The following is a 26,149-nucleotide window of genomic DNA, read 5'->3' as shown; positions in this document are numbered from 1 at the left end:
TCATGGAAGTCAAACTGAATGGCCATTATCTTTTTAGAATCTAAAGACAACCCGAAAATTAAACATTTACGTGGTTTAATTGATCAAAATAGTTACCGTAAAAAGCAAGGCCAAACTGTTCTTGAAGGCACACATTTGTGCTTAGCTTGGTTAGAAAAAAATCGTAAGCTGAATTCGATTTTTACCACTGAAAAAGCAATGGAACACGCCGATTTTGACGAAATCGCACAACACTATACAGGTTCAGTGTTTGTTATTAGTGAATCACTCTATAAAGACATTAGCACGCTAGGAACCACCTTAGCATGTTTAGCGATTGTAGATTTACCAACTCAACGTGATGCTCTAGATTACACTCAAGACACTTTAATTCTTGAAAATGTTCAAGATCCAGGCAATGTGGGTACATTACTTCGTTCAGCTGCGGCTGCAGGTATTGAACAAGTTGTTTGCACCAAAGGTTCAGCATCTTTGTGGTCTCCTCGCGTATTACGAGCAGGAATGGGTGCGCACTTTTCATTAAAAACCTATGAAAACGTTGCGCTTGAAGATGTGCTGTCTCAATTCAAAATTCCCGTGTATGTCACGAGCTCACATGAATCAGAAAGTTTATATGCAAAAGACTTAACTCAAGCTTGCGTATGGGTACTGGGCAATGAAGGTCAAGGCGTTTCGGAATATGCCCTAGCACATGCTTCAGCAATTACCATTCCCCAACCGGGTGGTCAAGAATCATTAAACGTTGCAGTTGCCGGATCGATTTGTTTCTTTGAAATGGTACGCCAACGGATATGATTCGTTAAAATATATTAACGAAGTCACTGAAAATAAAAAAATCTATTAAACTGCTAAAAAATAGTTGCTTAGATTGTCAACCTACCATTATGTTTTGACGTTATATAAGTAACGATTAGAAAATAATGGTGGGTACCCAATGACGGGATTTTCCATCTCTATGGATTTAGCACCAAAAAAAGTCAAGCCTGAAGATTCGAGTGTTCTTTTGAATACGGCCGAACAACGTCTTAAATATTTTATGCAAGACGTCACTGGGCGTGCATTGGTGATGATGGAAAGTGCAACTCAAGGACACAATGGCATTGCCATGGATTTAGTCCAAGAAGCTTTTATATCTTTGCATAAATCTTATGCTGATAAATCCACTGCAGAGTGGTATCCCCTTTTCTATACCATTTTAAATAACAAACTTCAGGATTGGCGTCGTAAAGAATCTCGACGGGCTTTTCCATTCTCGTTATTTAAAAAAAATAACCACGATGAAGATGATGACGAAACCATCAATATTGTGGATGAATCAACACCTAATCCGCTGCAATTTCTTGCACAAGAGATGGCTGTTGAGGAGATTCAAAATGCAATTTCTAAGTTACCTGTTCGCCAACAACAAGCATTTATGTTGAGAGCATGGGAAGGGTTTGATACACAAACCACAGCCGAAATCATGAATTGTTCAGAAGGCAGTGTAAAGACCCATTACCATCGAGCTATACAGGGCTTAAGATCTGCTTTGTCTCACTTAAACCCAAATGACGGGGGATCATCGGATGAATCATGATGAATTTACCAAACAAGTGACTGAAAAATTGAATGTACTGGCATCACAACATCGCAATAAAGCGGTCGTGATGGAGCATGTACTCGATGAGATTAAAGACAAACCGTTATTTTCTCAGTTGATGACTTGGAAAGTTACTGGTTTTGCATTAGCAGCCGCGATCACAGGATTTGTGGTACTTCCAAATGCATTTGATTTGGAAGAAGCTCCAAGCCCACAACAAGTGATTGTCACCCCTAAACTTTCTCCGCAAATGATGGAAGATCTAGAAATGTTATCTGTTTTTGGTGAGGATAAATCAGCTCATGGCAGCTAAAGGCTTAGCGATTGCACTCTGCACATTAGGTTTTTTACAAACCAGTTTTGCAGGCTATGAACGTTTTTGGATCTTCTCGAAAGACAATAATTCTGAACTTAATGAATCTTGGGAATCGCTTTCTGAAGATGAACAAAAAGCACTGATTAAACGCTATCAAAATTTGAAAGAAATTCCTGAAGAGCAAAGTGTTGTTCTACAACAAAGAATGGATTGGTTTACTAAACTGCCTGAACAAGAAAAAATACAAATGCGCGAAACTTGGCAACAGATGAGCTCAAGTGAACGAAATGATTTGCGTAAAAAAATGATGAACGCGACGACTGCCGAGCAGCGCAAAGAAATACGCGAAACTTATTTAAATAAATATATGCAACAAACCACAATGAAATAATAAACTTTAAAGCCTCCACAAGAGGCTTTATTTTTTAGTTAAAGATATATACCCTCACGTTCAGGCTGATAGAGCACTTTATCAATTTTCACTTTCATTGTTTGCCCATCAGGCTGAGGCCATTCAATTTCTTGTCCTTCCGCCAAACCTAGGATTGCTGCACCAATAGGTGCAATTACATTAACCTGCCCCTTTTCACCTTTAAAGTCATGGGGATATACCAGCACAATCTCTGTAGATTCAGTGGAGGGTGCAACCGTTATCAGTACTCTAGCATTCATCGTCACTACATTGGCAGGGATATCTTTAGGCTGTACGACTTCAGCACGAGCCAACTCATTTTCTAAATGCTCCATCGTTGGAGTTACCTGCTTCTGATGTTCCAACATGGTTTCTAAACGATTTAAATCTTGCTCAGAAATAATAATATTTGGATGGCTCATTTTCTGCTCCAATTCAAATGTATAGAGACAATTGAATAATTAATAGATACATCAGTTATATCAGAACTATCCCAAAATGACAGATTTGACATTCCAACATTCAATAAAAAAGCCCCCTTGAGGGGGCTTTTCTCAAGTCGAAGATTATTTTGCGTAAACTGGGAATTTAGCGCATACAGTCTCAACTTTAGCTTTCACAGCGTTAATGACAGTTTCATCACCTTTAGAATCTAAGATATCCGCGATCCAACCTGCAAGTTCACGCACTTCTGCTTCACCAAAACCACGAGTTGTTACAGCTGGAGTACCGATACGGATACCAGAAGTTACGAATGGAGAACGTGGATCGTTTGGCACAGAGTTTTTGTTCACAGTGATGTGAGCCGCACCTAACCAAGCATCAGCATCTTTACCTGTAATGTCTTGTTTGATGAGAGACAACAAGAACAAGTGGTTTTTCGTACCGCCTGAAACAACATCATAACCGCGTTCGATTAACACTTCAGCCATTGCTTGCGCGTTTTTCACAACTTGTTGTTGATATGCTTTGTATTCAGGAGCCATTGCTTCTTTGAAGCAGATTGCTTTAGCCGCTACAGCATGAACTAAAGGACCACCTTGGTTACCTGGGAATACAGCAGATTGAAGTTTTTTCTCAATCTCTTCGTTTGCTTTTGCAAGGATTAAACCTGAACGTGGGCCACGAAGTGTTTTGTGAGTCGTCGTTGTAGTTACGTCAGCAATTTGAACTGGGCTTGGATAAACACCAGCAGCAACAAGACCAGCAACGTGAGCCATATCTACAAATAGATAAGCGCCTACTTTGTCCGCGATTTCACGGAAACGCTGCCAATCAACGATTTGGCTATAAGCAGAGAAACCTGCAACAATCATACGTGGCTTGTGTTCTACAGCTAAACGTTCTACTTCTTCGTAATCGATTTCACCCGTTTCTGGATTTAAACCGTATTGGATCGCATTATATGTTTTACCAGAGAAGCTAACTTTAGCACCGTGAGTCAAATGACCACCGTGAGCTAAGCTCATACCTAAAACAGTATCGCCTGGGTTAAGAAGCGCTAGATAAACCGCAGAGTTTGCTTGAGAACCAGCATGAGGCTGAACGTTCGCGTAATCAGCACCAAAGAGTTCTTTAGCACGGTCAATTGCCAATTGTTCAATCACGTCTACATATTCACAACCGCCATAGTAGCGTTTGCCTGGGTAGCCTTCTGCATATTTGTTAGTGAGTTTTGAACCTTGAGCTTCCATTACTGCTGGAGAGCAATAGTTTTCTGAAGCGATTAACTCAATATGAGCTTCCTGACGAGCATCTTCACTCGTAATAGCTTGAGCTAATTCTGGATCAAAGTCAGCAATAGAGATATTGGCAAACATTAGCGAGGTCCTATTAATGTAGGGCTTTTAAGCCGTGCTAAGATTGGCGCGTATTGTAACATGAACTTGTTAAATTTCGAGAATGAAGTTTAAACAGTTTGCAATTAAATTTGATTAATTCTTGTGTGTTCACTCTATTACTATTAAAAACAAATATCTGAATTATGACTATTCTTTTTAAATTTATTCATTTTTAAAAATTATTTTTAACAACCTACAGTCTAAACTTGCAGCGTCAATATCATAGAAAACGAAATTTCTTTAAATGAGCACCTTATCTAAATAATTCCCATAATTTGTTCAATTCAGCATAATTTATACAATTCATTGACTTTATTACTGTGAGCTCAGATTTGAAAATGTTAAATTAATTACATCTTTATCATTTACTTGGACATTTGCATGCAAGCCATTATCTTGGATACTGAAACCCATACATTAAACGGTTTGCCCATAGAAATTGCATATGCTCCTATTCAGATTGAACAAGGCAAATTAAGTCTTGATCGCGAAAAAATCTTTGACCAACTATATAGCATTGGTGACGAAAAAATTTCCTATGCTGCAATGGCGGTTCATCATATTCTTGAAAGCGATTTAGTAGATCAACCCAACTTCAGAACCTTCGAGTTACCTCAAGAAACGACGTATATTATTGGTCATAATATTGATTATGATATTCGAGCTATTCAGCAATGCGGCGTTGAAACAAGTCATATTAAAGCCATCTGTACACTCGCTCTTTCTCGACTAGTTTGGCCTCATGCAGAAGCACACAACATTTCTGCTTTAATTTATATGATTAGTAAAGGCAGTAGCAAAGCTAGAAAGATGTTAAAAGGTGCCCATCGAGCTGATGCAGATATTATTTTGACTGCAAATATCTTAATGCACATTATTCATCATTTAGGTATTCAAAACATTGAAGAACTCTATGAAGTATCTGAAGATGCACGTATTCCTCGTACAATTAACTTCGGTAAACATCGTGGGACAGCCATTGTAGATCTTCCAAGTGATTATGTTTCATGGTTACTAAGACAAGAAGACTTGGATCCCTATTTGAAAAAAGCCTTAGAAAAAACTTTAATTGATACGCTTTAAGCAATATTTCAAGACTCTCACTTTGAACCTAAAGCTCAAAGTGAGAAATTAACTATTTTTTTTAATACTTTTAAACGATTAAACTAAAATTTACACCAATAATTAAAATAATATAAGCACATGATAATCAAATATTTTTTATTATTTTTATTCATTCAACACTGCCCACCTCATCCGCTATTAGACTAAGGCGAAGTAGAACATCGTTGTCATAAATATATTAATACGATCATACAACAACGGTATAAATAGGTGCCTTATGTCTAAACTCAGCCAAATTCTAGAATTTGATCCTTTAGATAATCCTATGTATCTTAAAAAAGTCGGAAATTGGGTACTCACCTTCTTGCATGCCCATGACCAGGTGGAGAAAATCCAGCTCGCCATTACCAATGTTATTCCGCGTCAAGCAGATGGCTCGTTGCAGCCTCGACGTATTATCATTGAGCAAGCTGATCAAGAACATCAATGGCAAATCAATCACATAGAATGTTTTGATAGCCTTGAAAATAAAGAAGTCCTGCTCAATGCTTCAGAACAAACGGGTGGATCGATCATTCAAGAACTGCTCAGTGAATTTCGAAAATATGATGTTGATGTCATGTTTAAAGCATAATTCCGATATGAAAAAGCCCGCTTTACGCGGGCTTTATGTTGGAAGGCTAGTGTTAGATTTATTGTTCAACTGAACTCAACTAACTGTCATTGATCCGTCCAACTCGTCAGCAGCGTTGAATATTTACAACCTACTGTGATTTTTAATTTAATACTTTCAATATGTGATGTGAAGTCACTTTAACACTTTTCAACAACTGTATTAAAAAAATACAATTGAACTTTTTTATTTATAGATAAGAATAGGTTTCGCGAATACAGAAAAAAACCTTATTAAAAAAGTCGACCCTAATGGGGCAACGTTTATTTCTAAATTTAAGCTCAGAATTAAGCCAAATAACGTGAACGATTATTTGAATGATTTACACCAAAACGTCCAGCAAAAATTGTCACAATCAATCCAATCAATAAACCAATAAAAGACCATAAAGCAGCTTTTGCAGCAGCTTTAGTCGCATCAGCTGCTTTTTCATGTGCTTGATCTTTAAGTTCAGCATATTTTAATTTAGCAGATTGAATATTCGCCTCTAAATCGTTAAAGAATTTATTCTGCTGTATAAGGAAATTATTGACAGCTTGATTCGCTTCTTGCCGAGTTAGAGATGAATTTTTCGCTAAAGCAGCACTGACCTCATTCTTATTAATTGAAGCAGTCACAGATTGTGCACGAGTTTTTAATTGTTCTGATAACTTTTGAATAATAGCATCACTGTTATCTGGATGAATCACCAACTCTTTTGCGGCAACTTTAATTTGCTCCTTTACCCATTCACCCTGCGCTTTTAAGAATTCGGGTTGCAATTCCTCAATCCCAGTTTTGTGCAATGCTTCAGACATCTTTTCATCACTATTTTCGAGCTTTGGTAAAGGAACTAACTCCTCAAATGCTTGAACTCCGATCTGAGTTAAATTAATGCCACCTTGACCAATTCCTGTTACTACACTACCCGCACCACTACTGACTGAACTAATCGCACTACCAGTAATTTTTGCCACGCCGCTAATGGTCATTGCACCAAACCAGATACCTAACAGCAATGAAAGTGACCAGACAATAAAGCCATGGATTGCACCATCAGCTTGAGCCAATTGACCTTCAACAAATCCACCAATAGCCAACGATACTAACAATGAAATAATTATCAAAACGCTTACTGCTATCCCTGAGCCATTTGTAATATCAGTGGTAGATTGTGGATCTAGGAGTGCAAAACCTAATGCATCACCAAGTAATGAGAATAAAATTGAAATAGCTAATACAACAATAACGCCAGCGAAAATACTCGCCCACGAAATTCGATTTTGGATCAGAACTTTTTCTTCGTACATTGTTGTGCCGCTTATTTGAATTATTCATAATTTATGTGATTTATACGCCAATGCCGCAATTCAAACTTAAGATAGGTCATGTGAATTTTATGTGACTTATTTATCATTTTAATGTTTATTTTGATAATTATTATATTATCATTTGTCAATATTGGTGCATCTCACCATTCAATCGACTCAGATTAACAATTCAGATTAATCATTAAATTTTGATAAAAATTTACTAATAATATTTTAATTGACAGACTATGTTTTGTTTGAAAAACATAAAAGAAATGGTGCGCTCAGCGCGCACCAAACTCAGGAACTATCATATTGTTTTATATTAATAAAAATTAAATACCGTTGAGCTTTACCGTAAAAAATACCGTAAAAAAATCTTTTAACTTATTCTAGAGAAGTTAGATTCCCTAAGATGACATGAATTTAGATCAAGGCATAAGCCACGGACTTTTGTTCAAATTTTTCTTGAGAATTTGAAATTGTATACTGAGTTTAACACGTAAATTCTCAATATAAAATGAAACAATATAACATCACATTTTATATTTATTTTTTTCATGTATCATTTAATGGTACAACTTCAGGGTTAAGGTTATGTTTGAAAATATTGATGCTTTAAAAATGAGATTAGATCAGCATCGTCCTCTTTCCTCTGCAATTGTAAAAAATCTACAAGAAGACCTTATTGTTCGTTGGACATATCACTCAAATGCAATAGAAGGCAATACACTTACATTGCTAGAGACCAAAGTCGTTTTGGAAGGCATAACTGTTGGTGGAAAAGCTTTACGAGAACATTTCGAGGCAATCAACCATAGAAATGCTATCTACTATGTTGAAGACATTATTCGCAAAGAAGAGCCTTTTTCTGAATGGCAGATTCGTAATATCCATCAACTTATTCTAAAAAATATTGATGATGACAATGCTGGACGTTATCGCCAACAAAACGTATTAATTTCAGGTGCTACGACTACCCCACCCGACTATACATTATTGAATGATAAGATGGCTCAACTTGTCGATTGGTACAACTCCGAAGCACATAAGTTACACCCCATTGAACGTGCAGCTAAAGTACATGCTGATTTTGTTGGAATTCATCCATTCATTGATGGAAATGGACGCACATCACGTCTTTTGATGAATCTTGAATTGCTCAAAGCAGGATATCCTCCTTGTGTTATTACGGTCGAAAATCGCTTAGCCTACTATGAAGCTTTGGATCAGTGGATGGCCTATGGCAAAACTGAGGCTTTCATTCAGTTGGTTGCTGAAGCTGTGCTAGAGGGGTTTAAACCATATCAATTAATTTTAGGAATCTAAAAATTCCCTATTATTTTTTCAGAATGATGATAGGGAAAATATTAGGTTATTGGCAACTCTGATATTTTAAACATTCACACTAGTCTATTAATTGCATTAACTCTTTACTGACATCCGTTTTCGGTTGAAGCATATCAGTTGCAAGTACGCGTTTAATCCCTAAAAGTCTATCCAATTTCACTTCAAAAGTTTCTAATTCCTCCCAATCAGGTGCAGAGATCGTTGGATAATACACATAAACTTCTTTCTGCTGACCGATACGATAAGCACGGTCAGTTGCTTGATCTTCTTTAGCGGGATTCCAGCTACGTGTATAGTGAATGACATGATTTGCCGCTTGAATATTTACGCCAAACCCCACAGCTGTTGTAGACAGAAGAATCACATTAAAGCCTGGCTTTTCTTGAAACTTATCAATTAAATTTTGTCTGGTTAAGCCACTTTTACTGCTTGTATTGGTATCCCCATTCACAGTCGTTACATTTAAACCAAAACGTTCCATTAAAATACGTTTCAGAAAGACTTGAATTTCTCTAAACTCCGTAAAAATAATGGCCTTTTCATTTCTTTGCTGAATCATTTGCAAGGTATTGAACAACCAATCTACTTTGGGTGAATCTTTTAGTGTTGCCATTGGATCTTCTGCTAAAGGATGTGCACAAATCATTCTCAATTTGTGTAAGCTACTTAGCATGGCACCACGATTTCCCTCAGCCGACAACTTATGAAAATGTTGAGCCACATCGGCATATAATTTTCTTTGTAAGTTAGAAATATGAATTTTTTTACAACTATTTACTTCAGTTTTAGGTGGTAAATCAGCCACCTCATTTTTCATTCGTCTTAGGACTTGAGGATCAATCAATGCTCTCAGCTCATTTAAGACTTTCTCATCACTGACTTCAGCATCTTCTATCGGTCTACGATATTTTTTCCCAAATTCATTTAACGGACCAAGTAAATTTTCCTGAATAAAATCGAATAGACACCATAAATCTGTCAAAGAGTTTTCTACAGGTGTACCGGTACAAGCAATTTTAAAATCCGCTTTTTGCGCTTTAGCTGCTTTAGTCACCATTGAGGTTGGTACTTTAATTTTTTGTGCTTCATCACATACCATGATCCCCCAGTCTTCCCGTGCCAAAGAGAATTCTAAATCACGTAAGGTTTCATAAGTGGTTAACACGATCTCTGCATCACCGCGCCAGTCTTCTTCTAATAGATGCGTAATACCATGATTTTCACGCAACTGTGCAGATATCAAATGTTTAGGAATTTTTCTTGTTTTGAGGTGATCGCCATATAAGCTTAAAATTTTAGGGAATTGGCGACTAAAAAAACGATTCGCTTCTGCTTCCCAGTTTTCAAGTAATGAAACAGGTGCAACCACGAGTACAGGCTTTTTATTTTTGGCATTTTCCAAATATTCGCCAATAAAACATAACAACTGTAAGGTTTTACCTAAACCCATATCATCCGCCAATAGACATCCACTGACCTGTTCAGGCGCATATTGATGCAGATGCTGTAGCCACGCAACACCATAACGTTGATGCTGTTTTAAACTAAATTCGCTTTGCCTAAAACTTGTTGGCAATCTTGGTGCAGGAAAATTGGTTCGATCAAATGCAAGTTGTGCTGCACGTTGTTTACTATACTCAGCCTCATCAATGTTGTTAGCAATTAAGAGCGTATCTCTCTTTTTTTTCTGAGCAGAATTTTCTTCTTGCCTCACTTCTTTGTTATTCAGTGCATGATGTTTTTGACGTAATTCTTCTAAAAGTTGTTTGCTTTGCTCAATTGACAACTTTTGATCCGCATGTGGCAACGCCACTTCTGTTAAACCATCCTGTTCTGCAGCTTGAATACATTTTTCAAGTGCAGTAACCATGTCATCTAGTTGAGCATCAGTATCAGTCTGATCATATAGATCTATTAAATGCTGTGGTAACCAACCTGATTCTCCACTGTTTCTCTGAATAAATTCTGAATGAAGCTTTGGTGCTTCACCAATGCCAATGACTCGATCACTATAGTTCGATAAATCCAAAACTTGCTGTGCTTGTGCTGCATCCTGATATTTTTGGATGGTCTCTAAGTCTTGCTTGAGTGTTTTTATCTCTTGGTCTAAAACACTTGTACGTTCAATTTCATAGCCCGCCCATACAAAAAAAGGCGTATTGCGTTCATATGCCTGAATGAAATATGCGCTTTGTTCTAGATTACTCAGCGCTAAGACAATTGGGTTTGTCTCTCTTTCAGAATTTTCGAGTAAGTTGAGCGTTGCTGAGGTATAGAGATTTAATTCATTGTAATTTTTGTGAATACTTAAGGTGTAGCTATAAATTTCAGCTTGTTGTTTGGCTGCTTCAAAACTTTCTGGTGTCACCACATCTAGGGCATCTTCGCCCAATTGTGCAAAGGGATTATGTAAAAATGCCTGAGCTTGCTCACCTGCCACACGCCGATTGGGCATTTTTTTAATTTCTTGCAGTACATGTTTTACCTCTGGCTCAATCACCACATGAGCAATGCCACCATCTGGTAAACCAATACTGTACTGATCCTGAACCTGCTGATATTGATCAAACGTTGTTAACCAATCATTTGGCGCTTCATCGAATACCGGCTGTACTTCGACTACCGCTTCTTGGCTAATCAGATTTTTTCTTAAATTTAATTGTAACTTTTCAGGTGCCAATACAATGGTTTTTCTTAAAAAATCATCTAAATTGGCATTGGCTTTATGTGCTAAATTTCTAATTTTGGCCCAATATTTTTGATTTAATGCTTTATCTTTATTTTGTAGTCTTGAAAATTCTTTTAGCTGCTCTACGACTTTAAAATTTTGTTCATTCAACAAGTATTCTTGACCATCTATTCTTAAAATGGCGCCAATACGCTCAGGCTGATTTTTGAGTCTAATATTTTGTTCATTCAGCCAACCATCTAAAATGATTTTAAAAGTTGAATCGCTTAAACCGCCTTCACTTTTAATGATTGGGCGTACATTGGCTTGTTTAGGCAAATGTAATAAATGAATCACACTTGCATGATCTTCATCATTCAAGATCTGGTATAGTTCTTCCCAAGGTAAGACATAGCCCTCATCCGTCAAATAAGCTAAAGCTTCTTCTTCAAGACTTTGCCAATAGTAATCTGTATCCGTCATAGCATTTTGTGAAATCGGATAAGTTAAGCCTAAATCATTGTAAGCCAATGATCGCAATGATGCTTGTGGCACTTGTGCTTCAATGATTTCAGACGACTTCTTTCTTTTCCAAAATGCTAATTTCATAACCTTTCCTAATACTTACCATGTCTATTATTAGATTTCTTTACTTTTTGATGATTAAGAAAAACCCCTAACTCTTCCATTCTCCTGTCAAAACGTGCTTGCCAACCTGGCGTATGAGTTAACTTCAGTAAATTATTCCACGGCTTTAAAGTATCTATATGTACTTCAAACTTGTTTTCGTTGTACGGAATTTTATTAACGATAAAACATGCATTACCAGTATCAGAAAAGTCGATCACATATAGATTTTCTATCTTTAGCATGAAAGCATTATTAGTCTGCGTAGATGACCCTGCTAATTTTTTCAATCGCCCACGATTCATTTCACGGAATTTTCTGTGTGACGCCTGCTGAGAATTTAATGCACTAGGTCCAAGAAAAATTTGTGAGAAACTAATCTTATCAATGAACTTCATCCAATAATCAAATCGGTTTACATCCGCTGTTCGACTAAATAATTTAAAGAACGCTTCTAAGTCGGCTTTGACAAACCATTGAACCACCATACGTTTCGTATCAGGATTGACATTATTCCAACCCGCAGAAGAATCATATTGTGGATTCCCCCATTGATCTAATGCCATCTGCTTGAGTATTTCATGTACCTTGTCACGTGCAGATGTTTTTGCATAACGCTCTAACAACGCCGCCAGAATATCTCGACTATATAAGCTATTCTGCTCTGATAACTTAATGAAACGTGCAATAAATTTAAAATAGTCTTTTTCATTCATCTGTCGAATGGACTGAATAGAAGATTTAATTAAGTCATCCCAAAACCAACTATTTGGTGCAATTCTTAGACTTTCGAGTTCATCCTGAATCCCACTCTTATCATCGTCTTGCAAGAATTGTTTCACAAATGCTTTGGTTGGTGTATCAGATAAAATGTCAGCATGATCAATTAAAGTTGTCATCCATTGTTTTGGACGTTGCGTACTTTTATAAACATTCGACTTATGACGATTCAATATATCTCGCAATGTCAACCAAACTGCTGGCTTCGCTGCAATATCTTCTTTCGCTAAAGCAAAATAACTATACAATAATGGAAAATAAACCAAGTTAATGATGCTCTGTTCTGCCTGATTAAAATGCTGAACAATACGTTTGCCAATATCATTAAAAATAAGTTTTTCTTGGGTATCCGGCAAAACCTTACTTAATGCCCAAGCTAAATTCTTCCAATCTCTTCGAGTAAATTGTTCAAATCCTGAATGCTCAAGTTTCGAAATCGTTTTGAATATTTTGACATCTAATGGAATTGAATTTTCAAGATCATCAAATTTTCGCTCCAATACCTGCAAGGTTTTTGTTAAACGTACAGGTTGAACGAAATTACTATATGTGGTTTCTTTTGGGAAAAGTAGGCTTAAACTTTGTTCTAACCGACGTTGCAAACGTTCTATTGTCATCGCATTACCTCGCCAACTGACAAGTTTCAACAGGAGATGAGACGAAATGTGGTTGTGGTTCAGCGTTTTCCTTTTCTTTTAAGCCATAAAACTGCATTCTTAATTCTACACGCCGCGAGGCTTCTTTACTGTCCTTTGCTGAATTAAATGAAACACCACCTGCTAAAAAAAGCTGTTTCACTTGCTGTTTTTCCTGCTCAGTTAAAGCTAAGCCAGAACTAAACTTTGGATCAAGTAAGCTACACATCACCCATTCTGAACGTCTTAAACTTAAATTAAGATTGTATAAATAAGAGCCATCCGTATCAGTAAAACCCTCAATGACAATTTGTTTAAACCATTTTTCACCTAAAGGATTATTCGCTTCCTCAAGGATAATGGGCACGATGGTATTGAGTCGGTTGCGCCCCACCTCATTTAAACGATAGTCATTATGTGCAAAACGTCCTGCTTCCCCAAAATTGATACGGTTGTTTTTACAGTCCACTTCAATGCCAGCATCTTTTAAACGTGCACTGTTCTGAATATTTTGACAAATATTTAAAATATCCGCATTACGCTGATCTTCTGCGTGAGTTGCTTCATTAATTTTCTTGGTCACAATCATTAAAGACACGGCCATAACCACAAGAAAAAGCGTCATTAAAGCCGTCATCAAATCGGCAAAAGAAATCCAGAATGGCTTTTCACCTTCGTCTTTAGATCGTAAAACATGGGAGTACCGATTACCAAACATGACTTAAGCACTCCAATATTAATGTTTCTTTTGAGTCACAATTTCTTCAAGCTCTTCAACGAAACCACTTAAACCTTCTATACCTGTTGATAAACGTTTAACTGCTTGATCAAGAGCATTGTCATATACCCCCAAGGTGTGATTAAGACTTGTTTCGACAGAATTACCAAAGCTTTCAAAGCTTTTCACCATCACGTCGCCAATTTGCGCTGAATAATCCTGCATTTCTTTCTTCACTTGATTTAGTGCAGAAGTCATCTGCTTCATATCATCAAGCATTTTGCTACTCATACCGACTTCTGTTTGTGCTTGTTGAATAAGCCCTTCAAGTGTCGCGATTGCCTTATTCACACTGTCTTGTGAGTTTTTATAATCACCGAGCAAGGAAATCAGATTGCTGCTTGCGCTTGTCAAATGAGTAGATGTTGTTGTGACCTCTGAAATCAACTGTGATGTTTTATCTGTAACCGTCGTTAACGATGAACCTGCCGTATTAAATTGATCTGCAGCAAGACGCATTTTTTCAGCACCCGTATTCATTCCTGAAATACTTTCTGTGGTCACTTGTGTCAGTTTATCTATATTGTCTTTATAGGCATTTACAGCATGTTGGCTCTGCACAATCAATTCTTTTATTTCTGTACCCAAGTGATCAATCAATGCTGAGGATTGCTCGTGCAATTTTTGTTGGTTGCTAGCAACTAATTCATCTTGTTCCATACGTTGTTTTGCAATATCTGCCATTACATTAGACATAGTGCCGCCCATATGACCAATTAACTCAGATACTTTGCCATTTAACTGCTCAATTGCAAATTGCCCCTGTTCTCCAATTTTTTTAGCGCCTTGTGATAAATGTTCCACCATTTGATTCATTTGCTCAGACATCGCATTTTGCTTCATCTGAATATCTTCAATCATTTTAGTAATCTGCATTTCCAAGTTTTGTGATGCACTTTCACTATTGAGTTTCATATCTGTAATGAGCTGACTAAACCCTAGTTGCATTTCTTTCATTGCAGATACAGATTGAGTCATCATGTCGCCCATGCCCTGCATCTGTGCACCAAAAGTAGATTCCAGTTTGGACATAAACCCTGTTAAAACATCGGTAATTAACTCTTGTACCCGACTACCCTGATCTCCACTGACCTGTTGTACACTTGATGCAATCTTGTCCAACGGTGCTTGTAAAGTATCTGTAATGGATTGACCAATTTGCGTCGCCATATCCTGACTTGTTTTGGCATAACTCTCGGTGAGTTGACTCGCAAATGCGAGTTGATTCTTTTTATTTTCCTCTACTAAGTTTGTCATCATGACTTTTAAATCATTGACTAAACTGTCTTTTAATTGACGTGCATTGGTTTCATTCGCTTGACTAGATTTTAAAAGTTGTGCGAGATACTCTTCACCTGTTTCATCAGGTTCAAAAACACTATCAATAGCAGTAGTTAGACTTTCAAGCTGGGCATAACACTTTCTTACCCAACTTTTTTCTTGCCATGTGATTATCATGGCCGTTACGATTGCAATGGCTGATGCAATAAAGGCCTCACTCACACCTGTTAACAGCAATCCTAAACTATCTTGAACTCTTGCCGGATCTCCTGCTGGATCGAATGTTAAGAGCCCCAACAATAAACCCAAAAATGTCGCAATAATACCAATACCAGTAATAATGCCGGGTAAATGTTTATAGAAATCTATGCCTAAAGGTGTATCGACAATAAGACCTTGGGAAAAAAATATTTCACTTCTTACAGTCGCTCTAGATTGTGTAAAAACACTTTCACCATCAATCACCTGCTGCTGATCATGTAATGTATTTTCATACATTGACCATGCATGTCTGAGCTCTGTTTGAGAGAATAGATTAGATAAAAAAGATTTATATTCATACTCTTTTAGAGTTGATTTTGTATCAAGAATTTCCTTGGTCCATTGCTGTAAATTATTACTTAGGCTTTTAGCTCGTTTTAAATAATTAGGTCGAAAAAGAATAAAGTATACACAACACATAACAACAAACATCATTACTGGTATTGCCCATACTTTTTGTGATATTTCAACAACTTTTAGTAATAACTCCATATTCTTCTCAATCTTGTATTAAAAATCTAAGTCAATTATTGGCTTATACAGCCTATATATACAAATACCCCATAAGGAGAAACAAAAACTGCCATTGTAATCGGTATGACATAATACCTTTGTAAAAATTCTGCTATTGTCAAAAAACTCACTGCATACCCCATAGTATTTTTATAAATTACAATTAGAAAATTATATCAAATAACTTAATATGAATATCTCTTCTTAACTATGGTTAGGATAAAGAAGGGATATTTTAGAAAAACTAATTAGTTTTTAAAGACAACTTTTCCAAGATTTTTAGCTTAGCTTGATCAAGTAAATCTGGATTAGTTTTTAGGCTTAATGACTCTCGTGCTTTATTACCCAAGAAATATGCAATTCTTTCAGCATTTGCACCAGATGGGTGTGGCAATCCAAACAATATCTGCTGGTCTTGTAATGATCCCTGCTGAATTAGATACTCAAAAACTTGGCTAACTTTAGGGCCGAGAGGAATATAAATTGCTTTCGGCAATTTGCTAATTTCTTCCATTAAATAGACATCAATCATGTCACGTAATAACGGGTGTTTCAGCATATTAGGTGTTGACCCACTATAATCTTTACCATTAATAAATACAGGGTGCCTTAGTACAGAAGTCGTATGCACTAAATAAGCATCTTTATCAAAAAGACTTGAAGTACTTGATATACCTAGCTTTTCATGTAAGCCAATATGGTCTAATAATTTGATCAAATTTTTACGTAGTGTTCCACTAAATGCCCCTTCATTCTTAGCTATTTTAAGAACATCCTCTTGCACTAGCCCTTTCATTAAAGATCTTTGCACAGATGATAAGGCATTAAATAATTGAGTTTTACCTGGAGTTATACCTACTAGGACTACTTTCGCTTTTTCTGATACATAATCAAACGGAATGTAGTAACTACTAATATTTCCATGTTCCAAGATTTTTAATGAATCTAAGGCTGATAAATCTTTCGAATTTTCCAGATTCACTTTTTTAATAGCAGTAAGCATTTCTGAGTAAGATTTAGTAGCCATATTTTCCTATTTAAAAAACTTATTAAGAAACAATTAAGTTAAAACATTTCTTGTAATCAATAAAAGTTATTCTTCAATTTTTATTATTTTTGAGATTGCGTCAATTGAACTCAAAACCTAAATCAATGATTTTAAATATTAATTTATATAATCTATAAATTTTGCACCCAATTTTTACCCAAATTAGATTTAGTTTATTGAATCCTGAAATTAATTTTGTTCAAAGTCCGTTTAAGGATTTGAACCTGTGTACTCAGATTAACACATGTAAATTGAATATAAAAAGAAATGCTATAACATTTCTTTTTTATATTTATTTATTTTCATGTATCATTTAAGAATTCAACTGCAGGGAAAAAGTTACGTTTGAAAATATTGATGCTTTAAAGAAAAAAATAAATTAGCATCGTCCTCTCTCCCCCCTGCAATGGTAAAAAATCTACAATATGTATCACATTATCAAAGCAATAGTTTTTTCTCCATACTCAATTTCTCTAGAAGTTCCAAAATAACGAAAAACAATTTGCTTCCTATTTAAAGCATTTAGAATAAAATTGGAAAGGGTACTATCACTTAATGCAAGACTAACACTGCCAAAAACCTCTTTACAATTTTGTAAATACCATTCTTCAAGCTCATTATCAGAGAACTTACCATAATCATGCTCAATAAAGGCATCAAATTTCTTTAGATACGATGTAAGACAAAGAGTGAAATAAGGATCAAGTCTTTCGGTCGCCCCTAAATCAGTAAAATCAATTGTTTTGTCAACAATTTTTTCTGGAAATAAATATAAATGCCCCGCATCAAACCAGAACTCAACAGCTATATAATCCCAATCAAGCAATGTGATTACTTGCGAGAATTCTTCGAAAAACATATGTATAGCTTTTTTACAATCAGAAGATAACTCATCACTGCCTTGATCCAACTTACCGACATGATCACTACTAAAAGTTAAAGAGTCATCATATTTCTCAATATCATATAATGCCATTACACTTACTCCAGTCTTGTCCCTTTCTTATCCATATTTCTCAAAGTTACTCTCATTTCACGATTAAAGTTAACAAGGTACTTTGCTGCCTCTTCATTCGTCATATTCGGATAGGTACGATTTACGTTATTCAAATAATTTTCAATCCTTATACTGTAATATTGATGTGGCCCCCTATGATTTGATAATCGTACACCATTCTCTGCGCCGTTTATATTAAACCCACCCTTTGAAGCTTTTTGTACTAATGGATTAGTTCTTAACTGCCAAGGAATTATATGGTGCGCTTGGCCTCCACTACCTGGCAAGTTACTTCTAAGTTCAGTACGTGCAGTATCCTCTCTAACATTTAATCTACTGGTGTAGTCTGTCTTATTTTCCCGCCATTTATCTTCATGATCAGGATCATTGGGTGGCATTCCAGTAGCTGAACTTCCTGAAGTTGATGGCAATGGGACTATCTGAACACTCTCATTATCCGGTTTCCCACTATTTATTGCGACCATAGCAAGCACATCCACACCAATTTGTGCTGCTTTTGTTCTACATACAGGATTTGTAGCACACAGCCTTGCAGAGCCAGCTGTTAACGTTGCGAGCCCTTCGAGAGCTGCAGGAATAAACATTAATGCATTGTTTTTTACCGCTACTTCAGCAGCATTGGCTGCAACAGCAACATCTTTATAGCCTGCATAAGCAACAACCAATCCAGCTGCTAATTGCGAATATTCTGCTATAGATTCAAAATACTTATTCACTTCATCAACTGAATTAAATTGCTTATTTTGATTCAGCATTACACCAGCAACTGTTTCTCCTACAGCAGCTCCTATTGCACCTGCTTCACATTGTGCTTTTTGTGCTGCTGCAGCCACACAACCTGCAGCCGCATGAGCAATTTTATGCAGTATAAATTCTACTTGTGTCCCAGTGAATCCATCTATATTTGAACCAATCAGCTGCGAAAGTCCTGCGTGTCCCACTGAAACAAAGCCAGATAATAATGCTTTTTCCAAGTTAGTTTTCAGATCACCGCCATTAACTGCACTTTGTATAAGAGCAGAACCTGTTGAATTGACAAAAGTATTCGTCATTTTGTCAGCTAATGCTGTGCTATTTGGTTTCAACTTTAATGCACTACTTACTTCACTCAATAGCCCTGCAGTTACAACACTTGTAGCTAAACTTTTAACAGATTCTTTGCTTCCCAAGTCTTTTAAGGTCTTACTTAGATCACCACCATTATTGATGGTACTGATACTAGCTTGTGTCAGGAGCGAAGTGACAGCTGCATTCGCCATTGCACCTAATGTTGAAGGAACAATGACTCCTGCTGCAGTAGTTGTTACACCCGCAGCCCCAATCATACTTGCACCTAGACCTACTGTTGTTCCACTAGCAGCAGCCCCTCCAGCAGCACCTGCTGCGGCTGCGGTACCACTTCCCATTGTTGCTATAGTAACAATAATGACAATGAGTGCAGCACCAGCACCCGTCAATCCTTGTGACTTATAATCCCAACTCTCTTGTGCAAGTTTTACTGCTTCCCAATTGACATCTTTACGAGCAATAAGACCTTTCAGATATTCATTACCAGGTTGATTGGATAGCTTGATCACTTCAGCACGAACATCATTATTCTGACCACTAATCACTGGAACTTGTACAGTCAGTCCACCTTTCGCAATAAACGTTGGTGCAACTGGCCCATTAAAACTTGGAAGTTTTGCAGTTTCCGTAATCGAACCCTTATCTTGCATAGACTGCCAAACAACACTGTTACTTTCTTTTTTCAAAGTTTCTGCGACGGTTTTGGAAGCTCCTTCCAGAGTAATATTTCCACCCGCTTCAATATTTGCCCCCTCCAAATAGTTAAATACTGTTCCTTTGAGACGAGTATCAAATCCAGATTTAGTTCCTATATAGTTGGCATTTAATTCTGAAGGTAATTCTGATTTTACATTTCGCGTCTTTGTGGTATGTGAGTTATTCAGTTTGACACCAAGAAATGAGCTTTTCTTAGTAATATCTGTTGTACTAAGTGTTACATCATCAGCAGTTAAGAAGTTTAGATCCCCTCCAGCCTGAATATTAATTTTTCCATCAATAGCATTTAGTTGACTAGAATACATATCAATACTCGTGCGATTCTGACCTGTCATCGAAGCTGTATTCTTTTCTTGACTTTTAATATTAATATTTTTTGCATCAATATCGACAGACAAGCCTCCACTTTTCTCATCGGTCTGCGTTGTTGTAATCGTTTTCTTTTTTCCGTACCATTTTCTTTTTGTTTCAGTTTTCTGAGATTTATTAAAACTATTATTAATCGCCACATCGAAAATTATATTTTTATAAGCTTCAATATTTACATCATTTTCTGAGGTAATCGATACTCCTTGTAAAACTAAATTATCTGTAGCCTGCTTACCCGTAGCTTTTATAGAAACCCCTTTAGTTCCATTAATAATTGTAGGGCTTACTGGGCTATACCAACGATAATTATTATCAGAGGCTTTCCCTTGTTCATACGAGTCTTGATTAGCATCAATAACTATACTGCCTTTAATAACACCTTTTTTTACACTGTTTTCAATAGGGTTATTATATTTTCCTTGAATATTATACCCATCACCATCCAAGGTTCCCGCAGCTTCAAGGCTGACCTTTCCATCTTTCGCATCAATAGATGAACCGCTAATACTTAAACCTTTATTTGATACAACCTGAATATTGCCTTTTTCACTAATAAATTCTGTACCAGTATGTACCTCTCCATTAACATAACCAACATTAAATAACTCTAACATTTCAGAATAAAAGTCTTTTTCTTCTCGTATTCGAATAGCTTTTGAAACATAATTCGGATATTGTTTTGTTCCTATAATTAAAATTTTTTCTACTTCCTTCCAGACAGCCTCACCTCCGGCTACTAATTCACCAGATTCAACTCTTTTACCTAATGTAGTTAATTCCTGCATTAAAAACGCCATAAAATCTTTATAATCATCTGATTCAAAAAGTAATTTTTCCTGGTTAATTAAACTATTTATTCTTGCTTTGTATTCATCAGTATGTTGATTAGTAATAGTATTCCGAACTCCATCAACAATTAAATCTCCACCAGTTGATACAATTGATAAATCTTTCGAAGCAGTTAATTTTGATCCCTGTAATTCAACCTTGTCACCTTGCAAGTTAATTCCACCACCTGCAGTATTGAGCTTGACCACTTGTTCAGAACCCTTACCTTGTGTGCCACCATAACCCACTAATTTTAATAAGCCGTTCTTTGCAATTAATTCAATATCGCCTACTGCCGATAGCTTAATAATCTTCGGATCAATGTTTAAACCATTTGCCCCTCTAGTCAGAATACTTAAGTCACCATTCAGGCTATTCAAATTGGTATCTTTTTTTAATAAGTCACTTCCTGTGGCATTGAATACTAGGCCCGGCTTAACAGATAAATTTGTGGTTTCTAATAAAATAGCACCACCTGTCATTTGGGCATTCTGCATTATTTGGTTGCCCGTGGCAGTAAGTGACAAGACTCCTTTTGCTGTTAAGTTGGTTTTAGCTGATGGGTGCCACACAGTAGCTGTCGGCGTATAATCTGCATTCAGATATAGGGTTCGTTTTGAATTGACTGCTAAATGTTGATCTGAGTTTGCTGTGATATTTTTAAGAGCCAAAATATCCTTGGCGTAAATTTCAGTATTTCCCTTCGACTGCAGCTTACTGTCTGCAACATTAAGCATACCTGCCTCACTGTTTAGATGTAGCTGGTTTACAGTTGAGGTCAAATCAGTATTCTTAATATCAATATTACCCTTTTTAGTTCCTATTGATACAGATTGGCCTTTGAGCTGATTGCTAAGAATAGTGTCATATCCATTATCTCCACCACCAACTACCACATCAATATTAGAATCCAGATTTACACCATTTTGTCCAAGGATCTTTAAATCACCTTTGGCTGTCGTTAAATCTGCTGAATTAACGCTGACTGTACCTTTTTCTGCACTGGCAAGTACAATCCCTTGAGCTGCGTCAATCACGGTCTTATCTGTAATCTGTTCATCACGATCGGCATGGGACATGGGCACAGTGGTTTGAACCGAATTCAAGTTGACATTTTCATGGGCGATGATCGATGTATGGCCCGTAGTTGAGTTTACTTTCAGACTTTGTGCCTGAATACTGCCCTGTAATGAGGCTAATTTGACATCTCTTACTGCATTTAACGCTGTACCTTGCGCGAGAGACATGGCACTAAGAGTAGTAAAGTCAATGCCTTGATCAGATTTTACAGTCGTGTTCAAATTTAAAGTATCAGACTGTATGGCAATACCATTGGCTGCATGCAGCGCCGTACCCGAGAGCTCTATGCCCTGCTTTGCTTCAAGTTGTAGTTTTCCTGAAATCTTAGCTAAGGGTTTCGCTTTATTATCCCAAATCAGATTTTTGCCACTGTAGACATTGATATTTTTTAAACGTGTAGCATTATTGACCAAATTAAAGCTTAAGTTTTTAAGACTGACATCACCTGTACCATAGATATTTAAGTCTTTACCGGCATAAAGTGTTCCACCATCTACTTGAAGCAGATGTGCCTCTTCAGCTGACTGGATATTGATTGAACCACTCGTGGCTTGTAAGGTATTTCCTATTAGTTTCAGGTCTTTATTGGCAGTTAAGTTTAAATCTTTCGCAGCAATCAGTCTTGCTGTGCTGTTACTCAACAGACTCTCATTGGCATTAATATTGGCAGAGCCTCGGTTACTACGTAGTTCTGAATTTGCTGCCAGACTGATCCCTTTAGCATCGATATATAAGTCGCCATTTGTACTGAGGTTGTTGATTTTGGTACCAGTGGCTAAGTTTAGATTACCTTGAGCTCCAATAATCAGTGCTGCTGAGTTGAGGGTTGTGGCATCATAATTTAGCGTAATATCTTTTGCATTCAGATTTAAATTATTGCCTGAATCAATATTAATTAAACCATAACTATTTACTGATCCACTTATAGCAATATCTGCAGCAGCTCCTGTTCCGGTGCTAGCAACGCTGACTAAACCATTCTTTTTATCTGTAGTTGAAATTGTTCCACTATGAACAATTTTACCAGTATTGGTCACCACTATATTATTTACAGCTTGGAGTGTACCGGCATTCGTGACACCTAAGCCCTTTTCATTCCCCATCAGGAAGATGTTATTGGCATACATCCCGCCCAAACTTTTAATATCCACTGCCAATGCAGGTGCTGCGACTGTTGAGGTTTTACTGTCAATGCTCTCAAGGTTGGCTGAGATTGTATTTGCACCTGTAATGACATTAATATCTTGATTTGCATGCATTTTTGCATTCAAGTCTAACGCACGTGCATAAATATCTACATAATCGGCATTATTGTTGTTCCCACCTAAACCTAAAGTTGAACCTGTGTTGGCTGTAACCGTCACCTTACCTTGGTCTACAACAAATTGCTTTAGGCTTCCATCCGCATTTAGCTGTGCCTTGCCTGTGGTAAAAATGGCCTTATTGGCATTAATGAAACCGCCACCTTTAATATTAATACCGGCTGGGTTAGCTATAATGACATCTGCACGTTGACCAGCAATCTCAAGATTTCCTTCAAAACGTGTTGCTGCAGTTGAATTGATTTCATTTAAAATAAGCCGTGCTTCACCTTTAGCTAAAAATGGGTTTGCCCCTACATTCCCAACAGTGATGGAACCAGCACCTGTACGGCTGTTATTCAGGACTACACCATTACTTAGCACATCCATTTGTTTATAGATATTATGGGAGACACCATTTACTGGGGTTTGAATGTTGACTACAGGTACATTTTGACCTTGGCTATTCTTTCCCACGCCCACGACTGGCCTGTTCGCTACATTAGCCGCCGGATCTGCTTGAATCTGTGAATATACAGGTGCTACAGACATCCATAAACTCATGCTGGCCACCAAACTTTTCACTACCCAATGCTGCTGTAAAATTTGACTATCTTGAGTCCCTGGAGAGATTGCTATTTTTGCACTCTTTCCAGCAGCTTTGGTTTTACTTTTACTATTTTCCCCTACAACGATGAACATATTGCGGGCTTTGCTGAAAATGATGCGATAAAGATTTTTATTCATTGAAAGTACTTCTATTTTTTAAATAATTTTTTAAATTAAAAGCTTTAAAAAGAATAATTCAGGCTAAAGCCCGCAATAAACTCTTTTTTTATACTCTGTGGAGTAACCAGTCCGTGTCCAACAAAAGCATCCAGATATAGCCCCTGGTAGTAGCTACGTATTCCCGTAACTCCCCCTGCTAAATAACGCTGCCCCGCAATACTGTGCTTCCCAGTAACCCACCCCTGATCTATCCCTAGATAGACTTGGCTGTTCAAGGGAGTATTGATATTTATTTCTTGCTGCAGAAAATGACCATTATCTCCAGATAACATGATTTCACCATCGAAGCCACGAACACTATAGCGACCACCAATATGGAGACGGTCTTGGGGCACCAAGACCTTGGGCGTATATTGCCCTTTCCAATTTATGCGGTATTGAGCTGCCTGATTGAATAAATTAAAAGGATAATTTATTCGCAAATCAGCACTCCAGAGTGGTGCACGTGAGTAACCTTCAACCGGAAGTGGATTTCCAAAAATGTCGGTAATTTCTTCTTCTGGCGCAGCAAGTGAATTAAAAGCGCCCACCCCTCTTCGATAATCTAATCCGACATCGACTAAGGTATTGCCAATATAGTGCTTATGCTGAATACCCGCATGCCAGCCAGCTGTACGTCGATGCTGAACACCGATTTCAATATCTTCAATATAGTTGCGGTTTTGTTTTTGATAAAATTTGCCATATACGGAAGTTTTATATTGGGTTCCGCGTAACAACATTTTAGACAAGGTGATATTAGCCTGCTGACTTTCACCACTGTATAAAATCGGACTCTCATAACCCGCAACATACTGATCGTATTCATACCAGTTGTAAGTTGCACTCAAGTCAAAAGTCTGGAACGGTAATTGATAGCTAGCAAAGTAACTTTTATTACGGTCTTGATCAAAATCATCAAGTGAATGGCTGAAATTAAGATACAGCCTGTCATTCATTCGGGCAGGATTATTCAGGGTCAGTCCAATGTTACCAATATATTGGCCAGTGCTTTTATTACCCGAATCATCTACAGACACGCTAACATTAAGTTTTTTATAAGGTTGCGTACTAATCAGAATATTACTGTGCCCTACTGCTGTTTCTTCTGTAGCGGGCTCTATTTGAATATCAACCTCTAATCCAGATACTTTTTTTAAATTTTCTAATGCTTGGTCTATTAAACGAATATTAAGAATATCGCCTTCTGTAAAAGGAAGGGCTGTCCTTAACTGCAGAACTGAAATATCAGGCCCATTATGACTGATCTTAGCTATACGTCCTGGCACCAATTCAAATCTTATTATCCCTTGAGTCATATCCTGTTCAGGCACCACAATTTGAGTCGTGACAAAACCTTTCTTGATCAATTCATTCTGAGCGAATCTCACCACATTCTGTAAACTCTTAGTACCTATACACTGCCCTATAATTTGACCATTTTTTTTATTGAGTAATTTAGTCAAAAAAACAAAAGCATCTGTCGTCTTAGGTTTCAAATCATCTACGTCTAAAACTATTCTTTGGATATCAAAACAAGGGATTTCATCAATAATTAGTGATTTCTGTATAGCTAAATTATAAGTTTTAGGTTTAACATTAGTTTGTGTATCTAGCTGCTGTTTTAAATCTTTTAACCGCTGGTCTTGCCTAATCAATTCGGGTAAAAAAATCTCTTCAGGAAATAAAGGCTTTACACTAGAAGTACTCACATTTTGACTAGCAGCACACACAGTATTTAAAGTAAAAAAACAACTCAAACTTAGATAAAAAAATTTTCTCATTTTTAACGATTATTATTATAAAATTAAACATTGTGACGAAATCTACTTTATTTATCCATAATCCTCAATACCACACATCTTTACTTTTTTTACTTTTTTG

18 protein-coding genes are annotated in these 26,149 nt (G+C 36.9%); 7 read left to right on the top strand and 11 right to left on the bottom strand.

Annotation, left to right across the window (positions count from 1 at the left end; translation table 11 throughout):
• Positions 1-18 precede the first annotated feature (18 nt).
• The 4 genes from AC1M9E_RS04695 to AC1M9E_RS04680 all read left to right on the top strand — a co-directional run bounded on the left by AC1M9E_RS04695 (position 19) and on the right by AC1M9E_RS04680 (position 2,286).
• Positions 19-795 carry a TrmH family RNA methyltransferase gene (locus tag AC1M9E_RS04695; protein ID WP_481595542.1) on the top strand — a complete coding sequence of 259 codons (777 nt, stop codon included), beginning with the start codon at positions 19-21 and terminating at the stop codon, positions 793-795.
• 160 nt (positions 796-955) lie between these two features.
• Positions 956-1,576 carry an RNA polymerase sigma factor gene (locus AC1M9E_RS04690; protein WP_171260669.1) on the top strand — a complete coding sequence of 207 codons (621 nt, stop codon included), beginning with the start codon at positions 956-958 and terminating at the stop codon, positions 1,574-1,576.
• The gene (locus AC1M9E_RS04685) at positions 1,566-1,892 is read left to right on the top strand and encodes a hypothetical protein (RefSeq protein WP_092766070.1); all 327 of its coding nucleotides are present in this window, start codon (positions 1,566-1,568) and stop codon (positions 1,890-1,892) included. Before AC1M9E_RS04690 ends, AC1M9E_RS04685 begins: the two co-directional genes overlap by 11 nt.
• Positions 1,882-2,286, top strand: coding sequence for a DUF3106 domain-containing protein (locus AC1M9E_RS04680; RefSeq protein WP_481588469.1), 405 nt, complete (start codon positions 1,882-1,884; stop codon positions 2,284-2,286). Before AC1M9E_RS04685 ends, AC1M9E_RS04680 begins: the two co-directional genes overlap by 11 nt.
• A gap of 38 nt (positions 2,287-2,324) precedes the next feature.
• Here the strand turns inward: AC1M9E_RS04680 and rnk are convergent, their stop codons facing one another.
• Together rnk and glyA are read right to left on the bottom strand one after the other, a co-directional pair.
• Complete coding sequence (gene rnk / locus AC1M9E_RS04675; protein WP_481588470.1) at positions 2,325-2,729, bottom strand: nucleoside diphosphate kinase regulator; 405 nt, start codon at positions 2,727-2,729, stop codon at positions 2,325-2,327.
• A 144-nt stretch (positions 2,730-2,873) separates the two neighbouring features.
• Positions 2,874-4,127 carry a serine hydroxymethyltransferase gene (gene glyA, locus AC1M9E_RS04670; RefSeq protein WP_035265704.1) on the bottom strand — a complete coding sequence of 418 codons (1,254 nt, stop codon included), beginning with the start codon at positions 4,125-4,127 and terminating at the stop codon, positions 2,874-2,876.
• 402 nt (positions 4,128-4,529) lie between these two features.
• Here glyA and AC1M9E_RS04665 point away from each other — a divergent pair, with 402 nt between their 5' ends.
• Entirely contained in the window at positions 4,530-5,231 is a 702-nt protein-coding gene (locus AC1M9E_RS04665) for a putative quorum-sensing-regulated virulence factor (protein ID WP_488225085.1), read from the top strand.
• A gap of 259 nt (positions 5,232-5,490) precedes the next feature.
• Positions 5,491-5,847, top strand: coding sequence for a hypothetical protein (locus AC1M9E_RS04660; protein WP_488225084.1), 357 nt, complete (start codon positions 5,491-5,493; stop codon positions 5,845-5,847).
• Positions 5,848-6,173: 326 nt separating this feature from the next.
• Here AC1M9E_RS04660 and AC1M9E_RS04655 read toward each other — a convergent pair whose 3' ends face one another.
• Positions 6,174-7,175, bottom strand: a complete 1,002-nt coding sequence (locus AC1M9E_RS04655) for a YrzE family protein (RefSeq protein WP_488225083.1) — start codon at positions 7,173-7,175, stop codon at positions 6,174-6,176.
• Positions 7,176-7,772: 597 nt separating this feature from the next.
• Here AC1M9E_RS04655 and AC1M9E_RS04650 point away from each other — a divergent pair.
• The gene (locus AC1M9E_RS04650) at positions 7,773-8,504 is read left to right on the top strand and encodes a Fic family protein (RefSeq protein WP_488225082.1); all 732 of its coding nucleotides are present in this window, start codon (positions 7,773-7,775) and stop codon (positions 8,502-8,504) included.
• 79 nt (positions 8,505-8,583) lie between these two features.
• Here AC1M9E_RS04650 and AC1M9E_RS04645 read toward each other — a convergent pair whose 3' ends face one another.
• The 8 genes from AC1M9E_RS04645 to AC1M9E_RS04610 all read right to left on the bottom strand — a co-directional run bounded on the left by AC1M9E_RS04645 (position 8,584) and on the right by AC1M9E_RS04610 (position 26,049).
• Positions 8,584-11,802, bottom strand: a complete 3,219-nt coding sequence (locus AC1M9E_RS04645; protein ID WP_488225081.1) for a DEAD/DEAH box helicase — start codon at positions 11,800-11,802, stop codon at positions 8,584-8,586.
• A gap of 8 nt (positions 11,803-11,810) precedes the next feature.
• Positions 11,811-13,217 carry an EH signature domain-containing protein gene (locus tag AC1M9E_RS04640; RefSeq protein ID WP_488225080.1) on the bottom strand — a complete coding sequence of 469 codons (1,407 nt, stop codon included), beginning with the start codon at positions 13,215-13,217 and terminating at the stop codon, positions 11,811-11,813.
• Between the two features lie 4 nt (positions 13,218-13,221).
• Entirely contained in the window at positions 13,222-13,953 is a 732-nt protein-coding gene (gene zorB1, locus AC1M9E_RS04635) for a type I Zorya anti-phage system protein ZorB1 (protein WP_488225079.1), read from the bottom strand.
• An 18-nt stretch (positions 13,954-13,971) separates the two neighbouring features.
• The gene (gene zorA, locus AC1M9E_RS04630) at positions 13,972-16,047 is read right to left on the bottom strand and encodes an anti-phage ZorAB system protein ZorA (RefSeq protein ID WP_488225078.1); all 2,076 of its coding nucleotides are present in this window, start codon (positions 16,045-16,047) and stop codon (positions 13,972-13,974) included.
• 265 nt (positions 16,048-16,312) lie between these two features.
• Positions 16,313-17,095 carry a hypothetical protein gene (locus tag AC1M9E_RS04625; RefSeq protein WP_488225077.1) on the bottom strand — a complete coding sequence of 261 codons (783 nt, stop codon included), beginning with the start codon at positions 17,093-17,095 and terminating at the stop codon, positions 16,313-16,315.
• 451 nt (positions 17,096-17,546) lie between these two features.
• On the bottom strand, positions 17,547-18,092 hold the full coding sequence (locus tag AC1M9E_RS04620; protein ID WP_488225076.1) for a hypothetical protein: 546 nt from the start codon (positions 18,090-18,092) through the stop codon (positions 17,547-17,549).
• Between the two features lie 5 nt (positions 18,093-18,097).
• Complete coding sequence (locus tag AC1M9E_RS04615) at positions 18,098-24,244, bottom strand: DUF637 domain-containing protein (RefSeq protein WP_488225075.1); 6,147 nt, start codon at positions 24,242-24,244, stop codon at positions 18,098-18,100.
• Between the two features lie 44 nt (positions 24,245-24,288).
• Complete coding sequence (locus tag AC1M9E_RS04610; RefSeq protein ID WP_488225074.1) at positions 24,289-26,049, bottom strand: ShlB/FhaC/HecB family hemolysin secretion/activation protein; 1,761 nt, start codon at positions 26,047-26,049, stop codon at positions 24,289-24,291.
• Positions 26,050-26,149: the final 100 nt, after the last annotated feature.

This window comes from Acinetobacter sp. 24-47-47 (assembly GCF_057737035.1).
The sequence above is the reverse complement of the archived record's forward strand: the minus strand, read 5'-3'. Positions and strand labels throughout refer to the sequence as shown.